The following is a 16,421-nucleotide window of genomic DNA, read 5'->3' as shown; positions in this document are numbered from 1 at the left end:
ACTCCTAGGAGGATATCTATAATTTATACAGAAGAAGTGAGAGAACAGGCTCGATGACCTTCTGACAACCGCGGTACCAAAACCGAAAGGTGTCAAATCCTGACCAAGTAATTGGTGAATATAAATTAGAAATTATGAAGACAGAAAATCATTACATCAATCAGGTAACTCCACAGGAGTTAAATTTACATTTGCAACTACATAATGCATCAACTCCAATGATGCGAATGCAAATGGCTATGCGTATGCTATAACGCATTCTGTCTATAAAATTTCCCCTTTTTTAGATGCCGGTGCGTATAAAATAACTCCGATTAGGGAACTCAAATTCAATCTTGCTTAATTTTCATGTTTCTGTATTTTCAGAACAAGGAATAGGTACAACTAAACCTGAAAAAACCACATTCAGATAGTTTACTGATAAGATAGATCTGTATTTGTGACCATTCGAAACCTTTTAGGTTTCTAACCAATTAAACAATTTTTTTAATCAAGGAGTAGGCTTTTGTGCTGGATGGCAAATCAGGAAAACTGGTGGCCATGCTAATAAAAAAGCAAATAGCTAACAGCTATCAGCCTGTTCAAAATACGAATAGCTATGTCTGAAAATTTAAGATACGAAACATTACAAATACACGCAGGTCAGGAAGTTGATGCAACAACTAACTCAAGAGCGGTACCATTATATCAAACAACTGCCTATACATTCAACGATTCTAAGCATGCAGCAGACTTATTTGGTTTGAAGCAATTCGGGAATATTTATACCCGTTTACAGAACCCAACTAATGATGTTTTTGAGAAGCGAATTGCAGCACTGGAAGGTGGTGTTGCTGCTGTTGCAACAGGTTCTGGTCAGGCGGCTCAATTTCTTGCACTAACCAATATTCTTGAGTGTGGCGACAATTTTGTAAGTGCTGCTCAAATATACGGTGGAACTTATAACCAGTTCAAAGTTCAATTTAAACGTTTGGGGATTGAGTGCCGATTTGTTGATATTGATGAGCCTGAAACAATTGTGCCTTTGATCGATGAAAATACAAAAGCAATTTATGTTGAGGCATTACCGAATCCAAAATTTTCTATCCCTGATTTTGAGAAGGTTTCAGCCATTGCAAAAGAGTATGATTTGCCTTTAATCGTGGATAATACTCTTGGTGCTGGCGGTTATCTATTTCGACCAATTGATCATGGAGCAAATGTGGTTGTACAGTCGGCAACTAAATGGATTTGCGGACATGGAACTGCAGTAGGTGGTGTTATAGTTGATGCCGGAAATTACAATTGGGGTAATGGAAAATTTCCTCAATTTAGTGAACCTTCAGAAGGATATCATGGACTTGTATTCTGGGATGTTTTCGGTTCGGAAGGCCCATTTGGAAACATTGCTTTTGCAATTCGTGCACGTGTTGAAGGTTTAAGAGATTATGGTTGTTCACAGAGTCCATTTAATTCATTTTTGCTTCTACAAGGGCTGGAAACATTGTCCCTTCGATTAGATCGTCATGTTGAAAATACAATTGCTTTGGCAGAATGGTTAGAAGAGCAGGATTGGGTTGAGAAAGTGAACTACCCGGGTTTAGCTTCAAGCCCTTATTACAAAAAAGCAAAAAAATATTTTACAAAAGGTGCAGGTTCAGTTCTGACTTTCAAAGTAAAAGGAGGAAAAGAAGTTGCAGATAAATTGGTTGATGGTGTTGAATTACTTTCTCATGTTGCCAATTTGGGAGATGCTAAAACATTGATTATCCATCCGAGTTCAACAACGCATGAACAACTGAGTTTACAGGAGCAAAAGGATTCGGGAGTTGAACCAGGATTGTTAAGGATTTCCGTAGGTATTGAGCATATCGAAGATATAAAAGCTGATATCAAGCAATCTGTAGAGAAAGCAATTAATGTAGAGACAATCAATTAGTTTTTATAGTTTATCCCAGCCGATCATCTTCTCGTAGGTGATCGACTGGGAACTAGTATTTGTACAAGTTTAGCATTGTGCAATCTATTCTTAATACAAAACAACAAACAAAACAAAAATTGTAAACTGTGAATTCCAATTGTTATATCCATAAAGAAGGTTTAGAACTTGAATCAGGCGAATGTCTGAAAGAGCTAGAACTAACTTATCACACTTATGGAGAATATAATCCTGAGAAAAATAATGTGATATGGGTTTGTCATGCACTAACAGCTAATTCAGATGTTTTCGATTGGTGGGCTGGTTTATTTGGTGAAGAAGATTTCTTTAACCCGAAAGATTATTTCATCGTATGCGACAATACACTTGCTTCATGTTATGGCTCAACTGGTCCTCTTTCAAAAAATCCGGACAACGGACAGGCTTATTATCATGATTTTCCACACTTAAGCGTTCGTGATTTGACTGCGGCTCATGAACTTTTACGAATAGAACTAGGCATTGAAAAAATTCACACGCTGATTGGAAGTTCTCTTGGTGGGATGCAAGCTTTAGAGTGGGCTTACAATTTGAATGGATATTTAGATCATCTGGTTTTCTTGGCAAGTAATGCACAGCATTCGCCTTGGGGAATAGCTTTTAATGAGTCGCAAAGAATGGCGATTGCAAATGATTCAACTTGGAAAGAATCGAATGATAAAGCAGGATTGAATGGCATGCGTGTTGCTCGATCGATTGCCTTATTGAGCTATCGGACTTATGCTACCTACGATCATTCTCAGCAAGAAAATGAGGAAGGAAAAGTAGATGATTACCGTGCAAGTTCATACCAACGATACCAAGGAGAGAAGTTAGCCAGAAGATTTAATGCCTATGCTTATTGGCATTTATCAAAGATCATGGACAGCCATGATATGGGAAGAGGTAGAAATGGTTTGGTTTCAGCTTTAAGCGGAATAAAATCAAGAACATTGGTTATTGGTGTGAATTCTGATCAAATTTTCCCAATTCAAGAACAAAGATTTATTGCAGATCATATTCCAAAGGCAGAATTCCTTGAAATCAATTCGATTTACGGACATGATGGATTCCTTTTGGAACAAGAACAACTAACTCAAGTATTAAAAACCTTCTTAATCGACAACAATAGCAATGAGCAATAAATTAAAAATAGGCATTTTCGGATTCGGAGTAGTTGGTTCTGGATTGGCCCACGTTCTTAAAAATAGTAAAGGCTTAGATGCATCAATCGTAAAAGTTTGTGTGAAGGATGCAGAAAAGGAAAGAGATATAGATTCTAAATTACTAACCACTAATCCAGATGATATTTTGAATGATCCAAAGATTAATGTTGTTGCAGAATTGATTGATGATGCTGATGAGGCGTATCGAATTGTAAAAACAGCGCTTCAGAATGGAAAACATGTTGTTTCTGCAAATAAAAAGATGTTAGCCTATCATATCGAGGAGTTGATTCAATTACAATGGGAGAAGAAGGTATCATTCTTATATGAAGCATCGGCTTGTGGTAGTATTCCAATCATCCGTAATCTTGAGGAGTATTACGATAATGACTTATTGCAATCGGTAAGTGGTATTTTAAATGGCTCATCAAATTATATCTTGAGTAAAATTTTCAATGAAAATTCAGATTATCAGGTAGCTTTAAAACAAGCACAAGAATTGGGATTTGCAGAGAGCGATCCAACATCTGATGTTGAAGGTTTCGATACGCTTTATAAACTAATTACGCTTACAGTACATGGTTTTGGATTGTTTGTTCATCCTGATCAGGTTTTTAATATTGGTATCTCAAGATTGACAGCTAATGATATTCAATTGGCTTCACAAAAAGGCTATAAGATTCGTTTATTAGGTAAAGTAACTAAGGTGAATGGTAATCATGTGAATTTATTGGTAGCACCTAAATTTGTAAAACCTTCGGAACATGCTTATACAGTCGAAGATCATTATAATGGTGTGTTGATCCAAGGGAATTTCTACGATAACCAGTTTATGTATGGTAAAGGAGCTGGTTCGCATCCAACAGGATCGGCGGTACTTTCAGATATTACGGCTTTGGCTTATAATTATAAGTATGAGTACAAGAAATTGAAATATTATGGTGGTTTAGAATACACGAATGATATGCCGGTTCAAATCTATTTAAGGTATTCAGATACCAACGACTTGGCCTTATTTAATTTCAAAGAAATCTCAGAATCGCTTAAAGGGAAAGATTTTAATTATGTGATTGGAACTTTGAATATTTCAGAACTGATAAAAATCCGAAAGCAAATTGAAGGGAAAGATATTTTCCTAGCATACTTAGGCGAAGAATAGCAACACTAATCAGATATCAAAAAATGATCATATACAAATTTGGTGGCGCATCGGTAAAAAATGCGACTGCTATCAAAAATATTTGCCAAATTATTGGCAAAGTCAAGCGTCCACTCACTGTCGTGATTTCGGCGATTGGTACAACCACCAATTTGCTGGAAGAACTTGTAGATGCTTATTTTTCTGGAGATACAAAGACCTTGGAACTTTTTGATTTACTGAAGAGAAACCACACTTCAGTAATCGAAGATTTATTCGAAGAAATTCCTACGAGTCTAAATTCGGAAATTAACGCTCTTTTCATTGAGCTAAAAACCAAAATTTCGAAACCATCATCTGATCAATTCAATTTTGAATACGATCAGGTGATTGGTTTTGGAGAGCTTTTATCAACAAAAATTGTATCTGCTTACTTAAATTCAATAGAGCAAAGCAACAAATGGATTGATGTCAGAACCTGTTTGGATTCAGATGATAATTATGTAGATGCCAATATTCTATGGGATTCTTCCAAGGAAAAGGCAAATGCTGTATTTTCTGATAATCCGACTGCATTGTACATTACGCAAGGGTTTATTGCCAGAGATCCAGAAGGAAATACAACTTCTTTAGGAAGAGAAGGATCTGATTATACCGCAGCCATTTTGGCTCACTTGCTTGGCGCTGATAAAATGATCATATGGAAAGATGTGTTGGGAATATTAAATGCAGATCCTGATTATTTTGAAGAAACTACTAAGATTGATTTGATTCCATACCATGAGGCAATAGAGTTGTCGTACTATGGAGCAAGAGTAATTCATCCGAAAACCATAAAGCCTTTGCAGGCTAAAAAAATTCCTTTGTGGGTAAAATCTTTTATCGATCCATCGCAAAAAGGAACATTAATTACCAAGGGAGATCAGCCGCAACCATTGTTGCCAAATTACATTGTAAAGAAAAGGCAGATGTTAGTGACTTTAAAACCTTTAAATTTTTCATTTATTGGTGAGAAAGACTTGGTTTTTATCTTCACCTTGGTGACAAAATATAGAATAAAGCTTAATTTTACTCAGAACACTGCAGTTAGCTTTGCTTTTTGTGCAAACAGTTCGGCAAGAGACATGCAGAGTTTAGTGGAAGAATTAGAGCAAAAATACGATGTTGAATTGAGTGATGATTTAGAATTAATCACTGTTCGACATTACACACCAGCTACAATTGAAGAAATACAACTAAAACATCACGTTTTGGTTGAACAAAAAAATAGTAATACCGCAATCTATCTAACAGTCGCAAATTAAAATGGAGCAGAAATTGATATCTATAAAAGAAGCACTAAAGAAGCAAATTCTTGTTTTAGACGGAGCAATGGGAACAATGATTCAGGCACACAAGTTGACTGATTCGGATTTTCGTGGAACTCGTTTTGCAGATTTCTCAAGTGACCAGAAAGGGCATAATGACTTATTAACTTTGACCAAACCTGATATAATAAAATCTATTCATAGAGATTTTTTAAGAGCAGGTGCTCATATTCTTGAAACAAATACCTTTAATTCCAATGCGATTTCGTTAATCGATTATGGTTTGGAAGACTTAGCTTATGAGTTGAATTTTGAAGCCGCCAAGAATGCGCGCGAAGTTATTGATGAAATTCTAAAGGAAGATCCTTTAACACCACGTTGGGTGGCTGGAGCAATTGGTCCAACCAATAAAACGGCGTCTATGTCGCCCAAAGTTGAAGACCCAGGTTATCGTGAGGTATCATTCGATGATTTGGTTGAGATATATTCGGTTCAAATAAAAGGTTTGATTGATGGTGGTGTAGATGCTTTGTTGATTGAAACTATTTTCGATACCCTGAATGCTAAAGCTGCTGTTTTTGCTGCGGATGAAATATTGACTGAAAGAGATCTTGATATTCCAATCATGCTTTCGGGTACCATTACCGATAACAGTGGAAGAACACTTTCCGGACAAACCTTGGAGGCTTTTGTGACATCGATGAAGACAGATCGTCTGTTGAGTTTAGGTTTGAATTGTGCTTTTGGAGCTAAGGATTTGGTACCATATATTGAGCAATTAGATAAATTAATTCCCGTTTATGTAAGTGTTTATCCGAATGCCGGACTACCCAATGAACTGGGGGAATACGACGAAACTGCTGAAACGATGACCTCTGACCTTTCAGTTTTGTTGAAGGGCGAGAAGATAAATATTGTAGGTGGGTGTTGTGGCACTCGACCAGAACATATTAAAGCATTAGCTCAGGCAGTTAAAGATGCTGAACCTAGAGAGATTCCTGTAGTTGAAAAAGAAACTCGTTTGAGTGGATTGGAACTATTGCGTGTGAATTCCTTAAGTAATTTTGTGAATGTGGGAGAACGAACCAATGTGGCTGGTTCTCGAAAGTTCGCACGCTTGATAGGAGAGAAGAAATACGAAGAAGCCTTGTCTATAGCACGCAGTCAGGTTGAGAATGGAGCTCAGGTGATTGATGTGAATATGGATGACGCCATGTTGGATGCCGAAGCTGAGATGGTCACTTTCCTAAAATTATTGGTTTCTGAACCAGAAATTTCTCGAGTGCCTATCATGATTGACTCATCAAAATGGTCGGTGCTCGAAGCTGGATTGAAATGCGTACAAGGTAAATGTGTGGTCAACTCTATCTCTATGAAAGAAGGTGAGGCTGATTTTATTGAAAAGGCACAAAAGATAAAAAGATACGGAGCAGCTGCCGTAATTATGGCTTTTGATGAAAAAGGTCAGGCCGATACTTACGAGCGACGAATCGAAATTTGTGGAAGAGCTTATAAGACACTTACTGAAAAGGTAAATTTTCCACCAGAGGATATTATTTTCGATCCTAATGTATTGGCTATAGCAACGGGTATCGAAGAACACAATAATTATGCTGTTGATTTTATTAAGACAATGACTTGGATTAAGGCCAACTTACCGCATGCTAAAATTAGTGGTGGTATTAGTAACCTGTCATTTTCTTTCCGTGGTAACAATATTGTTCGAGAGGCGATGCATTCTGTTTTCCTTTATTATGCCATAAAGGAAGGTTTGGATATGGGAATTGTGAATCCGGGCATGTTGCAGATTTACGATGAGATTGAACCAGAACTTCTTAAGAAAGTTGAAGACGTTGTCCTTAATCGTCATTCGGAAGCAACTGAACAGTTAATCGATTTTGCTGAAGGATTGAAATCGCAAGGGAAAGCTGTAGTTAAGACGGATGCCTGGAGAGAAAAGCCTGTCAAGGAGCGATTATCCTATTCATTGGTGAAAGGGATTACTGACTATATTGATGAGGATGCTGAACAAGCTCGTCAGAATTATCCAAGAGCACTTGAAGTAATTGAAGGTCCTTTAATGGATGGGATGAATGTTGTTGGAGATCTTTTTGGATCAGGAAAGATGTTTTTACCTCAGGTTGTAAAATCTGCTCGGGTTATGAAAAAAGCTGTTGCTTACCTTCAACCTTTTATCGAGGAGGAGAAAAAAGGTTTAGCAGCAAGTAATGCGGGTAAAATTCTGATGGCTACTGTAAAAGGTGACGTTCACGATATTGGTAAAAATATTGTTGGCGTTGTATTGGGCTGTAACAATTTTGAAGTAATTGACCTTGGTGTGATGGTGCCTTGCGCTAAAATATTGGAAGTTGCCATTGAAGAAAAAGTTGATGCTATAGGTTTGAGTGGTTTGATTACACCTTCTTTGGAAGAAATGGCTTTTGTTGCTTCAGAAATGGAACGACTTGGTTTAGACATTCCTTTGGTAGTAGGAGGAGCAACAACATCAGAACTGCATACAGCTGTGAAAATTGAACCCAATTATTCCGGAGGTGTTGTTTATGTTGCTGATGCTTCAAAATCGGTTGGTATTTTCAAAAACCTGTGTAATAAAAAGAAGCGCGATGAATTTCTGTCAACCGTTAAAGAACAATATCAGGAAGTTCGAGCTGCTCACGAAAATCAAAAACCAAAAGAATATTATTCTATAGAAGAGGCTCGTGCGAATAGGGAACGTTACGATTGGTCTACTGAACCGATTCATAAGCCGAATAAAACAGGTTTGCAGGTGTTAAAAAACTACTCGATTGGCGAAATTCGAAAGTATATTGATTGGACATTCTTTTTTGTGGCTTGGGAGCTGAAGTGTATGTATCCTGAAATTATGGAGGATGCAGAATTTAAAGATGAGGCTAAGAAACTTTTTGATGATGCTAATCTGATGTTGGATGAGATTGAAGAGAAAAATTTGATTGAAGCAGCAGCAGTTTTTGGTCTGTTCCCTGCAAATAGTGTAGGAGATGACATTGTTTTATACGAGGATGAGGATAGATCGAAAGAAATTACACGCTTCTGTGGTGTTCGTCAGCAAGAGAAATTCAAGAAAGGCTTAACCAATTTATGCTTGAGCGATTTTATTGCTCCAAAAGAATCTAACAGAACTGATTATATAGGTGCTTTCGTAGTTACATCTGGTCTGGGATTAGATGAGATTGTAGAAAAATTGAACGAAAATCATGATGATTACAACAGTATCATGGTAAAGATTTTGGCTGATCGATTGGCAGAAGCATTTACTGAATTGTTGCACGAAAAAATCCGTAAAGAAGATTGGGGTTATGCTACCAATGAGGATGGAAGTATAGAGGACATGCTTCGTGAAAACTATCAGGGAATTCGCCCGGCATTTGGTTATCCATCATTACCCGAACATTCAGAAAAACAGGTGCTTTGGGATTTTTTAAAAGTAGAGGAGAATATTGGAGCAACTTTAACAGAGAATTTTGCAATGTATCCAACGGCAACTGTAAGTGGATTGGTAATGGCTCATCCGGAAGCAATGTATTTCGCGATTGATAAAATCAAAGAAGATCAGTTGAAGGATTACGCATCCCGTAAAGGAATATCAGAAGAAAAAGCAAAAAAATTGCTTAGTGCAATAATATAGTATCAATAATAAGGATTGAGATTTCTGTCTCGAAGCTTATATCTAACTAAAACCAATGAAAGTAATTGATCATATCAACCAGGCCATAGAAAATAAGACCACACATTTTTCTTTTGAGCTTTTGCCTCCTCGTAAAGGAAATAGTATCTACAAAGTATTCAATACTATTGATATGCTTAAAGAGTTTGATCCTAAGTATATAAATATTACGTCACATTGCGATGAGGTGATTTTCTCAGAATCTGCTAATGGAACTTTTCAAAAGAAACTGACTAATAAACGACCAGGGACGGTTGCCGTTGCTGCTGCAATTAAAAATAAATATAAGTTAACAGTTGTACCTCATGTTATTTGCCAAGGATTTACACCTGAGGAAACCGAGAATGCTTTGATTGACTTGAATTTTCTTGGGATAACTGATTTGTTATTACTTCGTGGAGATTCTTCACCTCGTCATGGTTTTATTCCAATTGAGGGAGAGCACAAATATGCGATTGATTTGATTAATCAGGTAAATCAAATTAATAAAGGAGAGTATTTGGATGGAACTCAAACTGAAGCTTTTGATTCTCCTTTTTCTTTTGGCGTAGCTGGATATCCTGAAAAGCATGAAGAAGCTCCAAATTTGGATTCTGACATCTATCACCTTAAGAAGAAAGTTGATGCCGGGGCTGACTATATAGTCACACAAATGTTTTTCGATAATCAAAAGTTTTTCGAGTTTGAGAAGAAAATTCGTGAAGCTGGGATAACAGTGCCTTTAATTCCGGGAATAAAACCAATCTCTGCACTTAGTCAGTTGAATTTATTACCTCAGGTTTTTAAAGTTGATATTCCCGAAGCATTAGCTGCTGAGGTTCGCAAATGTAAAACGAACGAACAAGTGAAAGAGCTTGGAACAGAATGGGGAATTCATCAATCAAAAGAATTGATAAAACATGGAGTTCCTTCATTACATTTTTATACCTTAATGGCATCGAATTGTGTTCGAGATATCGCAAAAGCTATTTATTAGTAATTATTGACCTGACAGCGTTCGAAGTACCTATAAGAGTCTAATAAAATATTTTGATCCCTGTTCCTGATTGGAGCAGGGATTTTTATTTTATAATATGGTGTATTAAAATAAAGATAATGTACATACTATTGTACTGGCATTTTAAGAAATGTTATCTGAATTGAAGTAAAGCTTTAGTAAGACCGAGAAGCTGAGAACTTGTTCGAAGATCACTCGGCCGCACTTAAGTATTACAAGAATTTGGATGATATTTTTTAAGTAGCCTTGAGTTTTTTGCTTCGTTTTTGGGTTAAGCCAAAAATGAAGAGCCTCTCTGGCTCTAAAAGGTAAAAGTAAAAGCCTTACGGCTCGAATTATAAAATGTCCTTTTAAATACAATATTATAGGTCATTCCTTAGTTTCTAGATAATAATTTAAAGAGGACTTATGAAGAGAAGAATAATATTATTGAGTTTGATATTTATTGCAATAGTGGGAAACGCGCAAGTTTTTAACACATCTGGAGTATTAAGAAGTGGAGAAGCAGCAATTGGTTTTGAACCTTCTATGTTTGTGTATGATGGAAATACAGAGTTTTTGATGTTTTTTCATGCTGGCGTAGGTATTGGACGAAACGTTGATCTTGGAGCAAAAATTGGTGCCTTTGGAGATGTAAACTATTATGGTGGTGATCTTGAATTTGGTATCAGCAAAAATCTATCCTTGTCGGCAGGAGCGCATCATTTCCATGATTTTTGTTTCGATGGAACAGCAAATATTACAATACCACTAACATCAGGAACAAAACTAATTACTGGTTTAGACATGGACATCAACTTTGGTGATGAAACAACAATTCCATTGTGGGTGCCAATTGGTATCAGAGTTTCAATAGGAAATGGATGGTCTGTAATTATGGAATCGGAAATTGAACTAACCGATGAGGCTTATCACTACTTTGGATTAGGTATGGCTTACGGTTTCTAGTTCTTATGTGTTTTGATTCTAAAATGTTTTTATGCTAAATTAATCCTTTGATTGTTGTAAGTCATTGAAAGCAAATTAATATTAGAATCATTGTTTATGGAAGGGGAAAAATCAAGTATTCAGAAATTGCAAGATTTTGCAAAAAGTACAGGGCGAGATATTAAATCTTCAGAGGATGCCTACTCGTCAAATGCTATGCAGCCAATTGTGTATCATAAAAGATTAGTATACATTAAGAATCATCCTAACAGTAATACTTTCTTTACTTGCTTTTCTGATCCTAAAAATGTTAGTGGAATAGCGCATTGTAGTGGGGTATTTTTCTCTTTACCAGTTTCTAAGTCAACAAAAATTAGTATTCGTAAGAAGTTCATTACCGATAAATTGAACTTTTTCTCTAACAATGAGAATAATAAAACTGGAAGTCAAAATTTCGATTCTAAGGTAGTTTTTGAAAAATATCAATTGACTGGAGCCGATCGAATTTTCACAAATACGAGAGTGCAAGAAATAATTAAAAATGCTCTGGAATTTGATTTGCGTTTAAGGGTCGGTATTAATGGTGTTGATGTGAGTTTTGTTCCTGAACTAAAGGAAGAATCTCATTTTGGAATCTATACAACGCAAGATTGGTTTGAGGAACCAGAGAAGATTGAAATACTGTTTAAATTTGTTGAAAAAATTAGAACTTACGTGATTCGTGAAAATGAACCGAATTTAATTTTATAATTTGGTCGCACCTATATAATTGCAAAAGCCTCAATTCGTTTTCGAATTGAGGCTTTGTTTTATTTTAATGGAGATTACTTCCCAAATTCATCAATGATCTTTTGAGCTGTAACTTCTGATAATTTAATGTTTGATTCATGTGTCCAGCCACCAACGTGCGGGCTTAATAAGACATTCTCAGCATCAATTAAATATTTGAAATCATCAGGAAGTTCATTGGCATGTAAATCTTCGAAAGAAGTTTTCTCGTATTCTAAAACATCGAGACAAGCGCCACGAACCTGACCCGTTTTTAGATGTTTAACTAAGTCAGAAATTCTTACAATTTTTCCACGAGCTGTGTTAATAAGAAAGAAAGGTTTCTTGAACTTAGCTATGAATTCTTCATTTACCATAAACATGGTTTCTTCGGTTTGAGGTATATGAAGACTTAGAATATCACAATTGTCGAAAAGATCTTGCAATTGTTTTTCTTCGCAATACTCGTCGGTATAATCGAATTTGTATTTGTCGTAAGCAATTACTTTACAACCAAAACCTTTAAGGCGTTGAGCAAAGGCATTTCCCATATTACCATAACCAATAATTCCGACAGTTTTACCTTTTATTTCCAATCCTCGATTTTCTTCTCTACGCCACATTCCCATGCCAACTTCAGTGTTACATCGGTATAGGTTGTTGAATAAGCAAAGAAGCATACCAAGTGCATGTTCTCCCACGGCATCGCGATTACCTTCCGGGGCATTAAAACAAGTAATTCCTTTGCTTTCGGCGTATGGCACATCTATATTTTCAAGACCGGCACCAACGCGTCCTATAAATTTTAAGTTTGCCGCCTGATCTAATTCTTCCTTATTCAGCTTAAACTTACTTCGGATAATAAAACCATCAAACTCAGGAAATATCTCTAAAAGCTCTTCCTTGTTTTTTTCTGGAGCATAAGTGCAATCAAATCCTGCTTCAACAAGCATCTCCATCAATCTTGGATGGGTAGAATCTATAAATAGTACTTTCATTCTTTAAGTGTCAAGTTTAAAGGATCAAGAATCAAGAATGTTCGAGACTCAAATATTTTGTGCAAAAATAGATGGAAAATCAATCGCGTCCTAAACGTTTCTGAAAAAAGCTTTTACTAAATTTATTTAGACGTTTTAATAGTGTGTGATCCTATAAAGGAATATTGTATAAGGCACACGTTAAGTGGCATTTATTTTAAAGAGTTTTTGTTTTGCCTCTAAGATTTAGTAAGACCGGGAAGCTTAGTCCCGATAGCTATCGGGATTGTTCGAAGATCACCTGGCCGCACTTAAGCATGAGGCAGATAAGAAAGGTATTTAAAAAGCAGCCTTGATTTTTTTTGCTTCGTTTTTTGGATCAAGCCAACAATTGGAGCAAAGCGGAAATCATGAATACAAATAAAAGTAGGCTTTAATGAATAAATGAAGTCGGGTTTGGGCGGATAGCCCAATGCAAAAAATAGATTGTAATACTTATAAGCCTTAAGTAATTAAAATAGTTAATTTTTATTCAAGTTTAAATCAATCACAAAACTAGCCTTGTAACCACGAACAGCTCCTTTACCATCGTATACAGCATAGCCCAACATTATTTTATTAACCTTCTTGCTTAAGGCAAGTTCGTTTTTATCCCAATACCATTCTTCTTCAAATTGTATATTGGCCGTGTTCTCGCTTAAATTGCCTTCTTTAATGATTTCTTTAATTTCCGATTTTGATAATTCATGATTGTCGTAATAATCAAAGGCCGGTAAATTTCCATTTTTTACGGCTTTAAGAATGTCCTCTACCAATATTTTTGTGTCGGTATTTGCCAAGCACTCTGTTTTCCAATCATCATCGGGATTCGGATTTTTTACCAAAACTTCATAAGTAATCGGCTTTGCTATTTTTATTCCCGTTTGCTCATTGTTTTTAACTGTCTCTTTCTGCTGGCAGGAAAACAAAAACAGCCCTGAAAAAATCAGAGCTGTTAGTATATTATTACGTTTTATCATTTTAGTACAATGTTATTTTTCAGAAGATCTATCTATCAAAACTCAATCGCATTCCTTTATTACTTTCATCAAATTGACCATTATCGTAAGCCAAATGTCCGTTTACAAAAGTTTGATCTACCTTATAATGGAAACGATCGCCTTCGAAAGGTGACCAAGCGCATTTGTATAGGATATTTTCTTTGTTTACTGTCCATTCATCTTCTGATAAAAGAACTAAGTCTGCAAAGTAACCTTTACGGATATAACCTCTTTTTTCAACCTGGAACACATCAGCAGGAGCATGACACATTTTTTCAATTACTTTCTCAACAGACAGCTTACCTTTGTGTGCAAATTCAAGCATAGAAACAAGAGAGTGTTGTACCAATGGTCCACCGCCAGCAGCTTGCATATAGTTGCCATCTTTTTCCTCAATTGTATGTGGCGCATGATCTGTTGCAATAACATCTAAACGATCGTCAAGTAAAGCTTCCCAAATTTTAGATTGATCATCAGCAGTTTTAATGGCAGGATTCCAACGGATTCTTGCTTTTCTTTCTGCATAATCTGAATCATTAAATCTTAGATGATGAACACAAACTTCAGAAGTGATTCGCTTATCCTTCGATGGAATCTTATTATCGAATAAATCCATTTCTATTCCACTGGAAAGGTGAAGGATATGCAAGCGAGTGTTGTATTTTTTAGCCAGTTCAATTGCCTTTGAAGATGATTTGTAACAAGCTTCAGCCGATCGAATTTCACCATGATAATCCATAGGGATGTCATCACCATATTTCTCACGGTAAGTTTCAAGATTGGCATCAATTGTTGGTGAATCTTCGCAATGTGTTGCGATAAGCAAAGGTGCTTTTTCGAAAATCTGAGAAAGCGTATCGATATCATCAACTAACATATTTCCGGTAGACGACCCCATAAAGATTTTAATACCACAAACATCTTTAGGGTTGGTTTTAATAACCTCTTCCAAATTCGTGTTAGAAGCTCCCATATAGAACGAGTAGTTAGCCAGAGATTTCTCAGCACCCAGTTTGTATCGTTCAGCAAGCAATTCTTGTGTAAGAGTTTGAGGCTTTACATTTGGCATGTCCATAAATGAAGTTGTTCCTCCGGCCACAGCTGCTCTCGATTCCGTAAATATATCGCCTTTGTGAGGCATTCCCGGATCACGAAAATGAACTTGATCGTCGATTACACCAGGAATTAATATTCTTCCACCAGCATCAATCACCTTGCAATTAGGATCTGTTACTTCTGGTGCTGAAGTATAAATTTTTTCAATCAACTGATCTTTTACAAGAACACTTCCTGCAAACTTTTTGCCTTCATTAATAATCAAGGCATTTTTTATAAGAATACTTGACATTTGGTTGTTTAGTTATATAGTATAGTAAATCTATCTTTCGTATTTGGTGAAGAAGCTTCTCAATTTCATTTTAATCACGCCCCAAACAGCTTCATTAAAAATTCCACCACTCATTTTAGAGGTTCCTTGGGTTCTATCAGTAAAAATAATCGGCACTTCAATAATAGTAAAGCCAAATTTCCATGTGGTAAATTTCATTTCTATCTGAAAAGCATAGCCTTTAAATCGAATTTTATCCAAATCGATCGTTTCAAGTACCTTTTTCGTGTAGCATTTAAAGCCCGCAGTAGCATCATGAATCTTCATACCAGTAACGATACGAACATATTTCGATGCAAAATACGACATCAATACTCTACCCATAGGCCAATTTACAACATTTACACCGGAAACGTAGCGAGAACCAATGGCCATATCACCACCTTTTTCCGAACATGCCTTATATAGGTGTACCAAATCTTCCGGGTTGTGCGAAAAATCAGCATCCATTTCAAACACATATTCATAATTGTGTTCCAATGCCCATTTAAATCCAGCAATATATGCCGTACCCAATCCAAGTTTGCCCTTACGTTCTATAATATGTAGCTGCGAAAACTCTTTTTGTAGCTTTTTCACAATAGCAGCAGTCCCATCAGGCGAGTTATCTTCTATAACAAGAATATCAAAAGGGGTATCCAGCGAAAAAACCTTCCTTACAATAGCTTCAATGTTTTCCTTTTCATTGTAAGTAGGTATAATAACAATACGATTTGTCACCATGAGAGAATTAAAGTGTTAAAACAATTTTATCGTACGAAGATAATATATCTACCTAATTTCTTTTCCGATGGATAGTTAAAAAGACTAAAATTTCTATTTTTTATCTGGCCATTCCCAATTATCTATTTGTTTTAATAGATAATTGGTCGGGCTATCCGCTAAATCTTTTCTCTCGTTCCTCGTCAAAAGGATATCGCTTCTATCCCTAATGGATAATTGTTTCTATTGTTAGCGAATGCAATTTATCTCAGCAATACAGTTTGGCATTCGCTCATTTTATATTTTTTGAAATTTTTTCTCTCACGTTTTCAGATGCTTAGGCTCGTAATGTGAAGACGATCACAAAATG

Annotated in this window: 12 protein-coding genes and 1 riboswitch; of the genes, 8 read left to right on the top strand and 4 right to left on the bottom strand. The window is 36.1% G+C overall.

Annotated elements, in window-relative coordinates:
• The first annotated feature begins 20 nt into the window (after nt 1–20).
• A riboswitch (SAM riboswitch) is annotated at nt 21–127 on the top strand.
• A 471-nt stretch (nt 128–598) separates the two neighbouring features.
• The 8 genes from L3049_RS19055 (at nt 599) to L3049_RS19020 (ending at nt 11,927) form a co-directional block, all read left to right on the top strand.
• Nucleotides 599–1,918 (top strand): O-acetylhomoserine aminocarboxypropyltransferase/cysteine synthase family protein, encoded by a 1,320-nt coding sequence (locus tag L3049_RS19055; RefSeq protein ID WP_275111423.1) that lies wholly within the window; start codon nt 599–601, stop codon nt 1,916–1,918.
• A gap of 128 nt (nt 1,919–2,046) precedes the next feature.
• A complete protein-coding gene (locus L3049_RS19050; protein WP_275111422.1) occupies nt 2,047–3,081 on the top strand; it encodes a homoserine O-acetyltransferase family protein in 1,035 nt (344 codons plus the stop codon).
• Entirely contained in the window at nt 3,071–4,261 is a 1,191-nt protein-coding gene (locus L3049_RS19045) for a homoserine dehydrogenase (RefSeq protein ID WP_275111421.1), read from the top strand. The genes L3049_RS19050 and L3049_RS19045 overlap by 11 nt, the downstream gene beginning before the upstream one ends.
• A gap of 23 nt (nt 4,262–4,284) precedes the next feature.
• A complete protein-coding gene (locus tag L3049_RS19040; protein WP_275111420.1) occupies nt 4,285–5,544 on the top strand; it encodes an aspartate kinase in 1,260 nt (419 codons plus the stop codon).
• 1 nt (nt 5,545) lies between these two features.
• Nucleotides 5,546–9,214 carry a methionine synthase gene (metH, locus tag L3049_RS19035; protein ID WP_275111419.1) on the top strand — a complete coding sequence of 1,223 codons (3,669 nt, stop codon included), beginning with the start codon at nt 5,546–5,548 and terminating at the stop codon, nt 9,212–9,214.
• 55 nt (nt 9,215–9,269) lie between these two features.
• Nucleotides 9,270–10,229 carry a methylenetetrahydrofolate reductase [NAD(P)H] gene (gene metF / locus L3049_RS19030; RefSeq protein WP_275111418.1) on the top strand — a complete coding sequence of 320 codons (960 nt, stop codon included), beginning with the start codon at nt 9,270–9,272 and terminating at the stop codon, nt 10,227–10,229.
• Between the two features lie 429 nt (nt 10,230–10,658).
• Nucleotides 10,659–11,198, top strand: a complete 540-nt coding sequence (locus L3049_RS19025) for a hypothetical protein (RefSeq protein WP_275111417.1) — start codon at nt 10,659–10,661, stop codon at nt 11,196–11,198.
• Nucleotides 11,199–11,294: 96 nt separating this feature from the next.
• Nucleotides 11,295–11,927: a hypothetical protein gene (locus L3049_RS19020; RefSeq protein ID WP_275111416.1), complete on the top strand. Its 633-nt coding sequence runs from the start codon at nt 11,295–11,297 to the stop codon at nt 11,925–11,927.
• Between the two features lie 74 nt (nt 11,928–12,001).
• On the opposite strand, the gene L3049_RS19015 is transcribed toward L3049_RS19020, so the two are convergent.
• The 4 genes from L3049_RS19015 to L3049_RS19000 form a co-directional block, all read right to left on the bottom strand.
• On the bottom strand, nt 12,002–12,943 hold the full coding sequence (locus tag L3049_RS19015; protein ID WP_275111415.1) for an NAD(P)-dependent oxidoreductase: 942 nt from the start codon (nt 12,941–12,943) through the stop codon (nt 12,002–12,004).
• A gap of 500 nt (nt 12,944–13,443) precedes the next feature.
• On the bottom strand, nt 13,444–13,941 hold the full coding sequence (locus L3049_RS19010; protein ID WP_275111414.1) for a hypothetical protein: 498 nt from the start codon (nt 13,939–13,941) through the stop codon (nt 13,444–13,446).
• 28 nt (nt 13,942–13,969) lie between these two features.
• Nucleotides 13,970–15,310 (bottom strand): dihydroorotase, encoded by a 1,341-nt coding sequence (locus L3049_RS19005; protein WP_275111413.1) that lies wholly within the window; start codon nt 15,308–15,310, stop codon nt 13,970–13,972.
• A gap of 30 nt (nt 15,311–15,340) precedes the next feature.
• Nucleotides 15,341–16,072 (bottom strand): polyprenol monophosphomannose synthase, encoded by a 732-nt coding sequence (locus L3049_RS19000; RefSeq protein ID WP_275111412.1) that lies wholly within the window; start codon nt 16,070–16,072, stop codon nt 15,341–15,343.
• Between the last annotated feature and the right edge of the window lie 349 nt (nt 16,073–16,421).

The organism is Labilibaculum sp. DW002, from assembly GCF_029029525.1.
Lineage (GTDB): Bacteria > Bacteroidota > Bacteroidia > Bacteroidales > Marinifilaceae > Paralabilibaculum > Paralabilibaculum antarcticum.
This window is presented reverse-complemented; position numbering and strand designations above follow the sequence as displayed.